This window comes from Butyricimonas sp. Marseille-P2440, assembly GCF_900091675.1.
In the GTDB taxonomy this organism is placed as follows: domain Bacteria; phylum Bacteroidota; class Bacteroidia; order Bacteroidales; family Marinifilaceae; genus Butyricimonas; species Butyricimonas synergistica.
The window spans coordinates 347,254-361,587 of record NZ_LT594609.1 but is presented as its reverse complement, the minus strand read 5'-3'; the positions used below and the strand labels follow the sequence as shown (position 1 = coordinate 361,587).

Below are 14,334 nucleotides of genomic sequence, written 5' to 3'. Positions count from 1 at the left end.
AATGATATGATGAAAAAGTTACAATTCATAATATGCTTGATAGGATTGCTTGGTGCGGGGGCTTGTTCCGATTATCTGGATAAAGAGTCCTCGGATGAGGTGATCGTGAAGACGGTTTCCGATTATAGCGAATTGCTTTTGGGTGCCGGTTACCCGTCGCCGTCGAAGTCTATCTATAATACGCTCTATTTGCTGGATGATGATTTCATGTTGAATGAAAGGAATCTTGAAGATGATGAAGATTACACGGGGGCGGTGAATATTTTTCCGTTTTTCACGTGGCAACCGGATATGTGGGAACGCCAGGAGGTGGACAAGAGTAATTATGACGAAACGTATTCCTCCACTTACGAGCGGATTAAAGGAGTGAATGCCGTGTTGGACGGGATTGACGAAGCGATAGGTGATGCGGAAGAGCGGGATCAAGTGAAGGCGGAGGCTTTGGCATTGAGAGGGTATTATTATTTCATGCTGGTGAATCTTTACGGGGAACCTTACGGTTATAACAAGAGCGCATTGGGCGTGCCTTTGAAGTTGACTGCCGATATGGAAACGAACGGGAAAGCCCGGAGTACGGTGGAAGAGGTGTACGGGCAGATCGTGAAGGATTTGTCGGAATCGTCTGCATTGTTTGAAAAATACGCTAAACGGCGGGGAAGTTTTCGGGTAAATTTACCGACGGTGAATATTCTTTTATCCCGTGTTTATTTGCACATGGAGGCTTGGAAAGAGGCTGTCGCTGCTGCCACGAAGGCGATAGAGAGCGGTAACTTGTTGACGAATTACGTGAATCTGCCGACAAGCACGATTTGCATTGCCAATTATAATTATTCGGAAGTGGAGTGGGTGTATGGTGATGGGAATACGCCAACTCGCAATCTGGGTGCGGTGGTTGTATCTACGGGCTTACGTGAAAAGTTGGAGGCTAATCCGAATGATACCCGTCGGGCGCTTTGGTTTGATGGCAATTGGAATATTTGTAAAAAACGTATAAGTTACCCGAGTGGTACCCCGAGAATGCCGACGAATTCTATCCGGATGTCGGAAGCTTATTTAAACCGTGCGGAAGCTCTCGTACAGGACAAGCAAATTGGCTTAGCTTGGGATGATTTGAAGCATTTACGGGAGAATCGCTACCGGGATTATGATGAAGCGGAAATTACGGATGCTGGTGAGTTGTTGGAGGAGATTCGGGAAGAGCGTCGTTTGGAGTTTTGTTTCGACGAGGTGCGTTGGTTTGATTTGCGTCGTTACGGGATGCCCTCGATTTCTCATCAATATAAAGTAAGAGCATCTGCGTCTTGGCAAACTTATGTATTACAGGAAAAAGATCCTCTGTACACGTTGCCTATCCCGAATGAGGTGATGAACGAGAACCCGGCATTACAGCAAAATGAGTCGGCAAAACAGCCAGTACGGCAAGGAAGATAAAAAGAGTGGAATTTTAAATGTTGCGATCATGAAAATAAGAATATATGCACTTCTGTTTGCTTTCGTGTTTTTAGGAGCTTGCGCGGAGGATAAAGAAATCGGGAAAATTCAAGTGCCCGGAATGGATTACACGTTGCCCCAAGGTGGAGATGCTGCTGCGGATGAGCGTGTGATGGAGTTGCTCAAGACGTATGACAGTTATTTCGTGTATGATTTTTCTGAAAAAGATTTCGAGTGGACGCAGATAGGTGGAAGTTTGGGGGATGATGTATATCGCTTTGATCCGATAGAACCTTCTAAAGTGAGCACGTTGCTTGATTTGTTACAGACCACGTGGTTGGATTTCTATGACAAGGATTTTTTGAAGAAAGCGATGCCGATACGCGTGTTTTTGGCTGGAAATGTACAATTACGAGTTGAAGAATGGAGTTGGATAACTTGGGAATACGAGTACACGTGGAAAGATATTCCCGCCCGTTATTTGGATAACCAGATTGCTGTAGGATACATGGGCAAAACGGTAGCGGAGATGTCCGGATGGGCAAAACGGGAGTATAAGTCTTATCTTCAAGCCACTTTCTTGGAATACTGTTTGTCTTCTGGCTTGATCACTATCCCTGAGGAATTTTACGCCTTGAGTGATTATACGGGAAATTTGTTTTGGGAAAGTTCAGAAGTGGCGAGAGAAGCTGGGTTCGTTTATAATCCGGCGGATGATATCGAGTGGAGTACCGAATATGATTTAAGTCGGTTTGAAGATGCCACGGCTTATCTGGCTTCTCTGGTGTATCGCACGACCGAGGAGTGGGCGGCAGATTTGGAGTACCCGTTGATTCGGAAAAAGTATGATATACTGGTGAATTGGTTGGAAAAACAATATGGAATAGATGTTTGTAAAATAGGTAATACTGTTTATGAATAATGTTGTATGTATAAAATGTATTGTATGAAAAGATGGATTGTGTGTTTTTTGCTTGGGGCATTTTTAATGCTTTTCGCTCATGAGGTTACTGCCGGGGAGAGGAAAAAGAAAGAGAAAGAAGAGCTCTCTGCCCCCAAGGAAACGAAATACGAGAAGTTGATGAAAAAGGCGGGACGGGAATCTGTCACGGGAGATTTCCTTTCCTTGCATAAAATCGAGGGAAAACTTTACGTGGAACTCCCGTTAAAGTATTGCGGGCGTGATCTGTTGATTGCTTCCACGACGGCGGAATCCAGCAATTCCATGTTAGCCATGGTCGGGTACAAGATGAATGACCCGTTGCACGTTAAATTTGTCAAGATGGATAGCACGATCGTGCTCCAGATGGTCAATTCCACGATGGAGAGCGATAAGGAACTGGGATTGGCGATCCAACGTAATTATCTGAATTCGTTTTATAAAAAGTATCCGGTGGCAGCCTATAATAATGATTCGACATCGGTAGTCTTCGACATGACGGAAATGTTCATCGGGGATGAGGAAGCGTTGAAGCCGGTGGAGAGCAATTATAGTATTCTCGGGATAAATTCCCGTTTGAAACCGGGATTCGGAATGTTGAATAAAATTAAAGCTTTCAGTGACAATGTCACTATCGAGTCGTACATGACGTATGATTATAGCATCACCTTTTTTGGAGAGGAACTTGGGTCAGGTGCGTTGACAACAAAACTCGTGCGCACGATATTGCTGTTACCGGAAGAACAGATGAAACCGAGAATTGCAGATTCTCGTATTGGGATATTCCTTACTGGCAAAGAGAATATCACGATGGCAAAAGATGGAATTGAAAGTTACGCTTTAGCCAACCGTTGGCGTTTGGAGCCGAAGGACATGAAAGCGTGGGAACGCGGGGAACTGGTGGAACCGGTGAAGCCGATCGTGTGGTATATTGATGACGCTTTCCCTGAGTCGTGGAAAGAACCGTTGAAGCAATCGGTTTTGATTTGGAATAAGGCGTTTGAAAAGATTGGTTTTAAAAATGTTATGATTGCCCGTGATTTCCCGAAAGATGATCCGGATTTTGACCCGGACAACTTGAAGTACTCGTGCATCCGCTATGTCCCGATTTCCGTAGAGAATGCTATGGGACCGTCTTGGGTGGACCCGAGGACCGGAGAGATTATCAACGCCACTGTATTGGTTTATAATGATGTGATTAAATTGATCAATAGTTGGCGTTTCGTGCAAACGGCGCAGATTGACCCGAGAGTGCGAGGGAAAAAGTTGCCTCAGGAGGTAGTGGATGAATCGCTGGCCTACGTGTTTGCCCACGAGATTGGTCACACGTTAGGCTTGATGCATAACATGGCAGCTTCTAGTGCGTATCCGGTAGATTCGTTACGTTCTGCCACTTTCACGCAGAAATACGGAACGACGCCTTCTATCATGGATTATGCCCGTTTCAATTATGTGGCCCAACCAGGTGATGAGGGAGTACGCGTATCGCCTCCGGATATGGGCGTGTATGACGAGTACGCCATAAAATGGTTGTATTCCCCGATCCCGGGTAATAAGTCCGTGCAGGAAGAGGCTAAAATATTGGAAAGTTGGGTGGATGAAAAAGCCGGTGACCCGATCTTCCGTTACGGGAAACAGCAAGTGTATTCCCGTTATGACCCGAGTGCGCTTGAAGAAGATTTAGGGGATGATGCTTGCAAAGCAGGTGATTACGGTATCAAGAACTTGAAATACATCTTGAAGAACTTGAATACATGGATCAAGGACGACGAATCGACAGCCCATCGCCAGGCATTGTATGCCGATCTTTGCAACCAATATGCCCGTTATTTGATGAATGCTTTGGCAAACGTGGGAGGTATTTATTTGACGGAAGTAAAAGACGGTACCCCTGGCGATCGTTGGAAAGCCGTGCCGAAAGAAGTGCAACAAAAATCGTTGAAATGGGTGATTAAACAACTGCGCAAAAGCGATTGGTTGGATGAGAAGGAGGTGATCGACAAATTCCCGCTGTCGGTAAATAAATCTCTTGTTTTGAAAACAGTCGTGGGGAAAAAGTTGTTCCAGCTGAATAATGGCGTGTTGCTGTCTGCTCATGTCAGTGCTCGACCTTATACGTCAGAGGAATATTACAATGACCTTTTCTCCGGTGTTTGGGAACCGACGATCCAAGGGCGTAAATTGACAGTAGGCGATAAATTATTGCAAAGATTGGCGGTGCAAGAGGTGATCACTTCTGCCGGAAAAATCATGAAAAAGAGTGGGGGTAAGTCTTTGCAGACATTGGGTATGATTTATGCACCTTCCGTGGATGAAATCGCCCTTCGGGGGGTGGATGCCACCGGTTGGATTAACGAACATTTGCCTGAATTGAGAGCACTTGAGGAAGAATATGGCAAAGGGTATGTAGCAGCTTGTATGCAGAAAAAACATCAATTCGGGGATACGGGTGATTATGGTTGGCAGAAAGAAGTGAACGTGGGAGCGATAGACGAATCTGCTGCTTATTGTGCTGCCATGTTAAAGAAAATAGAGCAGTTGGTAAAAACGAAGGTGTCGACAGCAAACGCTAGCGATAAAATTCATTACCAGTCTATTCTGTTAATGATTGAGGCACAGAAGAAATAGGATATGTCATATATAAAAAAATCCGGTCAAATTGTTTGACCGGATTTTTTATGCTTACCTTGATTTTATTTGATCTCTATTGTTCTCTGTTCTTTTTTAATCTCTTCTAGAGATATTTTCGGCAGATCGATGGTCAATACCCCATTATCTACTCCAGCCGCAATTTTTTCCTTGTCGACGTCGTCGGGCAGAATCATAGTTTGTTGGAATTTAGAGTACGAGAATTCACGACGCAGATAGCGTTGTTCTTTCTTTTCCTCCGTGTTGTCAACTTTCTTTTCCATGGTGATGACCAAATTGTTGTCTTCGTCTATGCGAACGTTAAAATCTTCTTTCGTCATTCCCGGGGCAGCCACTTCCACTTTATAATCTTTTTCCGATTCAATCACGTTGATTGCTGGTGCAGTTGCGTTTGCTTTCGTCATCCACTCGTTATCAAAGAAATCATTAAAGATACTTGGTAACCAATTTTGAGTTCTTCTTACAGGCATCATAATTTAAGTCTCCTATCTTTAAGTTTAACATTCAATCTTTTTTTTCGGACTTCGGTTCTTTTATGAACCGCTGTTCGATAATGGATAGTGCAAAGCTTGTGCCAATGCGGTTTGTGGACTTTTTGTCATGGTTATTATGTCAAATTTTCATTTTTGGAGATTCTCGAGTGACAAATATTTTTCGATTTCAGGTACATTTTTGTGATAATAGTTGTAGCTTTATGGCTGTTTAAATAGGTATATACTTAATAAATATATTTATGCATAGATTGAATAAAACTTACAATTGGGCTAGAACAATATTTGTTTTGGCGTGTGTCGTTAGTTTGGGATGGATATCTCCCGTAATGGCTCATGGAATGGAGGTTCGTCAGGCTGACGGAGATACTACCGTGTATGTAGTTGCTGATGTTCAACCGGAATTTAATGGGAACTTGAATCAATGGCTCGGGGAAAATATCATGTACCCGGAGGAAGCTCAACAGGAACGTATAGAGGGTAAGGTGTTCGTGACCTTCGTGGTAGAGAAAGATGGTGCTGTTTCACAGGTTAGAGTGGTGCGTTCGGCACATCCGATTCTGGATGCCGAGGCTTTGCGGGTAATTCAAAATATGCCAAAATGGAAACCTGCCACTATGGGCGGACAACCCGTACGTTTCTCCAAAACTTTGCCGATCACGTTTAAATTGGCTCCCGAGGAATTGACTTACGAGATGTATTTAAAAAATTTGGAAGAAGAAGCCAAAATGTTGAAACAAGGCGAGCAATTGTCGCCGGAAGACCAGGCTGCCCGGGTAGAGGCTTTCAAAAAGCAATTGGGCGATGATGCCACGCTTTATAGAATGTTATTGGAAAAGAGCCAGGATATAAAGAAAGGGATCGATAGTTTGGTAAAAGCTCAAACCAAAGTATTGAAACTGAAGAAAAACGACGTCAAAGAATTGACCAAAATATACGAGAACGAGATTGATGCGAAAATCAAATTGATCGAGAGTCTGGGAACGAATGATTTTGTTAGCAAGTTTGTTGCTTCCGAGATCAAGATGAGACAATTCGAGATGGATAAAATGTTGCAGATAAAAGATTTATTGAAAGATCGTTTCAAAGATTATTTCGAGAATTATATTTTGCCACAGTAAAGTAATTGTGTGGTATCCTATTTTGGGGTTGTTCAGAAAATCTTTTTTTGAACAACCCTAAATTGTATTAGATAATTAATGATATATGATTAATTTTATTATCTTTGAGGTAGTAAAGGGATAACTATGGGTTTGTCGGATACGGATATTTTAGACTTCATTCGGAAAGATAAAGCAGCTGGAATACAACAATTATTTGTCCGGTATTATCGTCCGTTGGTGTTATTCGCCGATGAATTTCTGAAAAATCGTTTGGAGGCAGAAGATATAGTGCAGGAGTTGTTTGTGAAACTATGGGAAGATGACTATTTAATCCGGGTAACAGATGTGTCTTTAGCTTCTTACCTTTATTCAGCCGTGAGAAATAGGGCGATTTCTTGTCTTCAAAAAAAGGATATATTACGTGGTAGCAAAGAATTGGAAGGAATGGATATTTCCGAGGAAATGGTTGTGGATATTGACGAGGAACGGATGGAGATGGTGATGCGGGAGGTTGAACGTTTGCCGGATAGAACTCGTCAGGTTGTGGAATGTGTGATGTTGAGAGGATTGAAATACAAGGAGGCGGCAGAAGAATTGTGTATTTCGATCAATACGGTGAAGTTTTTGTTAAAAGAGGGGACGAAGCGTTTGCGGGAAAAATTTGCTTCCGTGAGATCGGATATCCTTTTTCTTTTCTTGCGTAGAGTTCAACGTCGAGAATGAATTATCGACATTGCTGACTTGCGTGTTAAGATACTTGTAATACAAATTTAGAGGATTGTTCAAGGATCGGATTATTATTTATGAAAAAAAATAGAAAATCACCTACCCGTTTTTTTGATTTTTGAGTCTTACTGGTAAAAACAGGATAATAATGAAGTTACCGGAAGAGATACATGAACTAATTCTAGCCAAGTTGGCAGGGGAAATTGACTCGGAAGAAGAGGCAAGATTACATGCTTGGTTGGAAGAGAACGAGTGGAATCAGGGAGCGTATCAGGAATTCTGTTCCTTGTGGTATGCGGGTAAATGGGGTGCATTGCGGGATAGTGTGAATCGGGATAGTGGATGGGAAAAAGTGTTGCGTCGTCGTCGGTATAAATATCGTAATATGTGGTCTCGGGTGGCAGTGGCGGCTGTTGTTGTGTTCGTGATAGGTTTTGTCGGGTGGAATTGGTCGAAAGACGAGAAAGTACAAGTTACGGAGCATATATCGGTATGGAAAAATGCTGACATAAAATTAATACTTTCCTCGGGGGAGGAGGTCAATTTGAAGATGGTGGGCAAAGGTGAGATTAATGATGAAGGGATGGTTATTCGTTCCGATTCGGCTTATTTGGACTATACCGGGCAGACAGGAATTGTTATGGGATACAACGAGCTGATTGTTCCGAAATGTGGTGAATATCGTTTGCGTTTGCCGGACGGGAGTTCCGTGGTGTTGAATGCCGAGTCCAAGTTGCGTTTCCCGTTGAATTTCACGGGAGAGAAGCGGGAGGTTTTTCTTGACGGGGAGGCTTGTTTCGAGATCGTGAAGGATTCTTTGAGACCGTTTGTTGTTCATACGGCTAAAACAGACGTGCGGGTGTTGGGTACTTTGTTCAACGTGTCTGCTTATCCGGAAGAGGTGCGTACGGAAATAACACTGGTGAATGGTGCTGTCCAAGTGAATGCGGCAGATTATCAGGAACGTTTGAAGCCCAATCAACAATTCGTGTTGGATAATAATACTTTGCAGGCTCGAGTGCGAGAGGTGGATGCAAGAACTTATATCGCATGGACGGATGGGTTGTTCCGTTTTGATGCAATGCCTTTGGAACAATTGATGTCGAGATTGAGCCGTTGGTTCGATGTTTCTTATGAATTCAAGGATGAAACCTTGAAAAAGATACGCTTCACGGGTGGCTTCCGGAAATACGATGATATAAACGACATCATGAAAATGATTGGGGAAATTACGAATGTGTCATTTAAAATGGTTGATAATAAGGTTGTAATAGATAAAAAATAGAAAATGAAAATCGGGTAACGCTTGCAACATTACCCGATATTATCTCCCTCGGCAAAAGGGAGTGTGATTTATAAAACTTAAAAACAAATGTATGAAAAAAAGTCGAAAGTATCGACCTGTCATTCTTAAAAGCAGGTGGAATAAAATTTGTACGATTATGAAATTGACATTGTTTATGTGTTGTTTTTTCGTGCTTGCCTCTTTTGGAAATAGTTTATCCCAACAGAGGGTGAGCATGAGTTTGGGTAAAACTACGATCAAGGAAGCCTTGACGGAATTCCAGCGGGTAACGAATATGATTGTGATTTATAGCGATGATAATTTCGAGGTGACTCGAGAAGTGGTAGCTAATTTCAAAGATGTGGAATTAAATGTGTTTTTGAAGACATTGTTGAAGGGAAGCGGGATGACGTATAAGTTGATGGAAGATTATATTTTAATCATGCCGTCTAAAGTTACTGTTGCGGATTCGTTGAATCAATTGAAGAAGCACGTCATTCGAGGAGTAGTGAAGGATAATAAGGGAGAAACCATGCCGGGTGTTACGGTTTTGATTAAAGGGACTCAAGTCGGTGTTGCCACGGATGCTGACGGTAAATTTGAATTGACGATCACGGATTCGAGTAATCTTGTACTCGTGTTCTCGTTTATCGGGATGAAAACGGCAGAAGTCAAATATACCGGGCAGAAGTCCATGAACGTGATGATGCAGGAAGACGTGGGCGAGCTGGAAGACGTGGTCGTGACGGGGTATGCCAACGTGAAGAAGTCTAGTTTTACAGGGAACTCTATCCGGGTAAGCCGGGACCAGTTGATGAATGTGTCGAATCGGAACGTGATAGATGCATTGCAGGTCTTTGACCCATCGTTGCGTCTTATGAAGAATAATATCATGGGATCGGACCCGAATACTTTACCGGAATTTTACGTGCGAGGACAATCAGGCATTGGTGTGAAAGAATTGGACAAGGAAGTGTCGCAGACTTCCTTGCAGAATAACCCGAATGCCCCGATTTTTATCATGGATGGTTTTGAGGTGAGCGTGGAGAAGATTTATGATTTTGACATGAATCGGGTTGCTAGTATGACGATATTGAAGGATGCGGCAGCAACGGCAATTTATGGATCTCGTGCGGCAAACGGGGTGATTGTGATCGAAACAATCGCACCGGAACCTGGGCGCTTGAAAGTGGCGTATAATTTTACGGCAACGGTGACTGCCCCGGATTTGTCCGATTATAATTTGATGAACGCGCGAGAGAAACTGGAAGCGGAAATTGCGGCCGGATTTTTTACCCCGGAAGCGGGTGCATCTTCTTCTATGCGGAATGCGTTGGAGAGGGAAAGATTGTTGAAACAAAGTCGTGTAGACCGCGGTGTCAACACTTATTGGTTGTCACAACCTTTGCAGACCGAATTTAATCATAAGCACAGTTTGTATATCGACGGGGGGGCTCAAGATGTTCGCGTTGGAATAGATTTGCGCTATGACGCTCAAGGCGGTGTTATGAAAGGCTCTTCTCGAGATAAAATCGGGGCGGGATTTTACGTGGATTACCGGATGAAAAAGTTACAAATCAAGAATTACGTGACTTTTAACCAAGTAAAGGCAAATATATCCCCTTATGGTAATTTTCAGGATTACGCTGAGAAGTTACCTTATGATCTGTACAAAAATGAAAACGGCGACTACGTGAGATTGTTGCAACAAGAGTACGGGAACGGATGGCATGGTAGCCCTGGGGATTTGGAAAATCCTTTGTACGAGGCTAAAGTGTTGTCGAATTTTAGCCGGAATGGTTACCAGGAGTATGCCGATGAATTGAGTTTAAATTGGTATGTCACGGACCGTTTGCAATTTAAAGGGCAATTTAAAATATTACAATACAATTCAAATTCGAAGGATTTTATCGATCCCTTGTCCGGTAAATACGCCGTGAATATGGCTCTTCCCGGGGAATTGACGATTGCCGAAGCGAAACGCACGCAGGTGAGTTCGAATATTTTCGTCAATTACGTGACTTCTATTGGGAAACACCAGGTGAATAGTTCTTTGGGAATCAACACAGTAGAAAATATTGCTAGAAATACGACCAGTTATTATAAAGGCTTCCCTTCCGGTCATTTGAATTCCCCTGAGTATGCAGCAGAATCCCCCAAAAAGCCAAGATTTTCGGATAATCATACTCGATTGTTCGGGGCTTTTTTCTCGATGAATTACACGTATAACGATATTTACCTTTTTGATGGATCGTGTCGTTTAGACGGTTCTTCCGAGTTCGGAGCAGACAAAAAATACGCCCCTTTCTGGTCGGTTGGTGCGGGAATAAATATCCATAATTATGATTTTATGCAGGAGCATTCGATTCTTAGCCAGTTGAAACTGAGGGCTACTTATGGCTCCACGGGTAAAACCAATTTCCCTCAATATGCGGCAAAAAACAGTTATGATTTGTTGTCAGATTGGTATGAAACCGGAAGTGGGGTAATTATTACTCAATACGGGAATAATAATTTGACCTGGGAAGTAACTAATACAATTGATCTAGGTATAGACTTAGGCTTTTTGCGGGATAGGTTCACGATGAAGTTTGCTTGGTATAATAAGCTGTCGAAAGATCTGATTACAACCGTTACCGTGCCGACGTCGACCGGATTCTCTTCTTACATGGATAACATGGGGGAGGTAAGAAATCGGGGGGTTGAGTTAGATGTTCGTGCGGAGTTGGTGAAACGAAATGATTTGTTGGTGATTTTTTGGGGAAATATGGCACACAATAAGAATCGCATTATGAAAATATCCGAGTCTTTGAAAGCTTATAACGAGCGCGTGAATGAAGAATTTGCTAAATATGAACAGCAAGGATTGAAAAACCAACAAGATGAAAAATACGCTAAACCCGTGTTGCAATATGTTGAAGGTGGTTCTTTAACTTCTATTTTCGGGATGCGTTCGCTGGGAATAAACCCGTCCGACGGAGAGGAAATCTTTTTAAAGAGCAATGGTAATATTAGTTACACATGGAAGCCTCAGGATCAGCAAATTATTGGGAATACCGAGCCTAAGGCGCAAGGGGCGTTTGGGTTGAACGTGCAATATCGCAAATTGTCCATGTTTGCCAGTTTCATGTATGAATTCGGGGGGGACGAGTACAACCAGACTTTGGTGACCAAGGTTGAGGGGGTAGACCTGAAAAATAAAAATGCGGATCGACGGGTATTGAAAGACCGTTGGCAGAATCCGGGAGATAAGGTAAAGTTCAAAAAAATTCAAGAGAACAATGTAATGACTCGTCCGACATCAAGATTTGTTCAGAAATACAATAACCTTAAGTTCAATTCGTTGACTGTCGCTTATGATTTTGATCCGGTTTTGTTGCAAAAGATTGGTTTGAGTACTTTACGTGCGCAGTTCAGTATGAAAGATGTTTTGAATATTTCCAGTGTAAAACAGGAGAGAGGGTTAGCTTATCCTTTTGCCCGGACGTTTGATTTTAGTTTGAATCTAAGTTTTTAAACATATAGATTATGAGAAGATATAGATATATAGGAACGATGGTACTGGCTATGATGATGTTTACTTCTTGTAACCAGTGGTTGGATATAGATCCGAAAGACAAAATCGTGGATGAAAATCTATTTAGCGATTACCGGGGATTTCGCAATTCGTTAAATGGAATATATCAAGAAATGGCCTCTCCTGCGCTCTACGGGAGGGAATTGAGTTGGGGCATGACGAGTGCCTTGGGGCAGGATTATGCTGCCAACGAATCCGGAGTCGTGTATCAGGAGGTGCAAAAATACAATTACGAGAATGCTTCTGTAAAGAGCGTTATTGCCAATATTTGGGCAAAATCTTATAACATTATCGCGAATTGTAATAAATTAATCGAAGAAATAGAAAAACAAGATTCTTCCTTTTTCCCGTTAGGTGCGGCCGAAAAGGACTTGATTCTTGGCGAGGCTCTTGCTGTACGGGCAATGTTACATTTTGACATACTGCGATTGTTTGCCCCGGCGCCGATAACGGGTGATGGGGGCGAATATATTCCTTACCGGAAAACTTACACTGTGATGCACGAGTCAAAAGTAACCAATGAAATCGCTTTGAAAAATATCACGGAAGATTTGCTGCGTGCGAAGGATTTGGTGGCTAAAAATGATACGATCTTGAATCGGAGTATGTTATTGACCAATAACGATAATCGTTTTATTAACGGTTATTCTGCAGAGGGAGGTTTATTCTTTTGCTCCAGAGGCGTGCGTCTTAATTATGTGGCTATAACCGGATTACTTGCGCGGGTATATCTGTATGCTAATGATAGAGTGAATGCACAAAAATACGCGGAGATTATTTATAAAAATTATGCACCCAAGACTGGTGAAAATCGCCCGTGGGGATTTACTTCTTCCGGGAGTGTCTATCCATCCGGAAAGCCGGAAAGTTCCGTGAAACTGATTGATGATTTACTATTTGCCTTGTATGATGATCGGTTGGCAAGTAAAGTGGAAGAGTATAAAACAGAATATGCTACTTCGTTATATTTAAACGACATAAAAGATTTGTTTACCAGGGAATTGGATTTGGACGATTATCGAATGAACCTCATCGAGAGTAGCAGCAACAAAGAAACAATTGTAAAATGGAATGATATTGGTTCCACGCAAACAGCTAACCAACGGCAGTATCAATTTATCCCTATGCTTCGTTTGAGCGAGATATATTATATTTTAAGTGAGTGTTATGCCGCAAATGGATTTCCGGCAGAAGCAGAGGAAGTATTAAAAGAAGTACGGTTTGCCCGGGATGCAAAACGGGTGGTAACGGGAGCGCCGTCCGAGGAGTTTACGAAAGCATTGATTTGGGAAGGACGCAAGGAATTTTTGACAGAAGGTCAAACTTTCTTTATGTTTAAACGACTGAACCGACCGATTACGCTAGGTGCTAGTACGATTACTGCTGATTTTGTATTGCCGCGACCGGATTCGGAAGATATTTATTAATGTAAAAATGAAGTTATGAAATGTATTATATATTTAGTATTGTTTGTTCTATGCTTTTCTGCATGTGAAAAGCAGGAAATAAAACCTTACGGGCAGAAGCACTATATACAATTTACGAATTTGTACACGGATACGGTGAATTTCTCCTTTTTCTTTTCGGTAGAAGATGTGGTCGCTATCCCCTTGGAGGTGAAATTAGTGGGTGATATATTATTGAATGATACTCCTATCCGCTTGCAGGTGAATCAGGAAGAAAGTACGGCTTCTGCTGCGCTATATGAACTTCCGGAAACATTGTTTTTTTCCAAGGGGCAAACGAAAGATACGATTTCTGTCCGCGTGAAACGAAGTGGTATTGTTGCTGGAGATCAGAATATCTATGCATTGGTATTGGATATCGTGAATGGAGATCAGTTATTAGTTGGTGAAACGAATTATTCTCGGCGAGTGATCAAAATATCGAATATCGAGGGAGAACCGGGTTGGTGGGACAGCGATGTAAAAAAAGCATTGGGAACCTTCACGTTGAAAAAATTCAATAAATTCAAAGAAGTGACTCAGGTCGGAGATCTCACCGGTTGGACGTGGAATGCCAAACGTATTATTGCCCTGCAATTCAAAAACTATTTGCGACAATATGAGCCGGATTACACAGATGAGGATGGTTCTATCATGTGGAAAAATCTTCCGGTATTAGGTTCGTAA

General features: G+C 42.4%; 10 protein-coding genes. 9 read left to right on the top strand and 1 reads right to left on the bottom strand.

Annotation, left to right across the window (positions count from 1 at the left end; genetic code table 11):
- The first annotated feature begins 6 nt into the window (after positions 1-6).
- From BN8899_RS07420 to BN8899_RS07410, 3 genes are read left to right on the top strand one after another with little or no spacing between them, the layout of a single operon-like run.
- Positions 7-1,431, top strand: coding sequence for a RagB/SusD family nutrient uptake outer membrane protein (locus BN8899_RS07420; RefSeq protein ID WP_082986953.1), 1,425 nt, complete (start codon positions 7-9; stop codon positions 1,429-1,431).
- Between the two features lie 28 nt (positions 1,432-1,459).
- Positions 1,460-2,353, top strand: coding sequence for a zinc-binding metallopeptidase (locus BN8899_RS07415; protein WP_148375318.1), 894 nt, complete (start codon positions 1,460-1,462; stop codon positions 2,351-2,353).
- A gap of 24 nt (positions 2,354-2,377) precedes the next feature.
- Complete coding sequence (locus BN8899_RS07410) at positions 2,378-4,999, top strand: zinc-dependent metalloprotease (protein WP_065218930.1); 2,622 nt, start codon at positions 2,378-2,380, stop codon at positions 4,997-4,999.
- Positions 5,000-5,064: 65 nt separating this feature from the next.
- Here the strand turns inward: BN8899_RS07410 and BN8899_RS07405 are convergent, their stop codons facing one another.
- A complete protein-coding gene (locus BN8899_RS07405; RefSeq protein WP_148375316.1) occupies positions 5,065-5,493 on the bottom strand; it encodes an Hsp20/alpha crystallin family protein in 429 nt (142 codons plus the stop codon).
- Positions 5,494-5,753: 260 nt separating this feature from the next.
- Between BN8899_RS07405 and BN8899_RS07400 the strand changes: the two genes are divergently transcribed.
- The 6 genes from BN8899_RS07400 to BN8899_RS07375 all read left to right on the top strand — a co-directional run bounded on the left by BN8899_RS07400 (position 5,754) and on the right by BN8899_RS07375 (position 14,334).
- Positions 5,754-6,632: an energy transducer TonB gene (locus BN8899_RS07400; RefSeq protein ID WP_065218929.1), complete on the top strand. Its 879-nt coding sequence runs from the start codon at positions 5,754-5,756 to the stop codon at positions 6,630-6,632.
- Positions 6,633-6,758: 126 nt separating this feature from the next.
- Entirely contained in the window at positions 6,759-7,337 is a 579-nt protein-coding gene (locus BN8899_RS07395) for a sigma-70 family RNA polymerase sigma factor (protein WP_065218928.1), read from the top strand.
- Between the two features lie 151 nt (positions 7,338-7,488).
- The gene (locus tag BN8899_RS07390) at positions 7,489-8,625 is read left to right on the top strand and encodes a FecR family protein (RefSeq protein WP_065218927.1); all 1,137 of its coding nucleotides are present in this window, start codon (positions 7,489-7,491) and stop codon (positions 8,623-8,625) included.
- A gap of 157 nt (positions 8,626-8,782) precedes the next feature.
- The gene (locus tag BN8899_RS07385; RefSeq protein WP_065218926.1) at positions 8,783-12,142 is read left to right on the top strand and encodes a SusC/RagA family TonB-linked outer membrane protein; all 3,360 of its coding nucleotides are present in this window, start codon (positions 8,783-8,785) and stop codon (positions 12,140-12,142) included.
- 11 nt (positions 12,143-12,153) lie between these two features.
- Positions 12,154-13,629 (top strand): RagB/SusD family nutrient uptake outer membrane protein, encoded by a 1,476-nt coding sequence (locus BN8899_RS07380; RefSeq protein WP_065218925.1) that lies wholly within the window; start codon positions 12,154-12,156, stop codon positions 13,627-13,629.
- A 15-nt stretch (positions 13,630-13,644) separates the two neighbouring features.
- Positions 13,645-14,334, top strand: a complete 690-nt coding sequence (locus tag BN8899_RS07375; RefSeq protein ID WP_065218924.1) for a DUF4843 domain-containing protein — start codon at positions 13,645-13,647, stop codon at positions 14,332-14,334.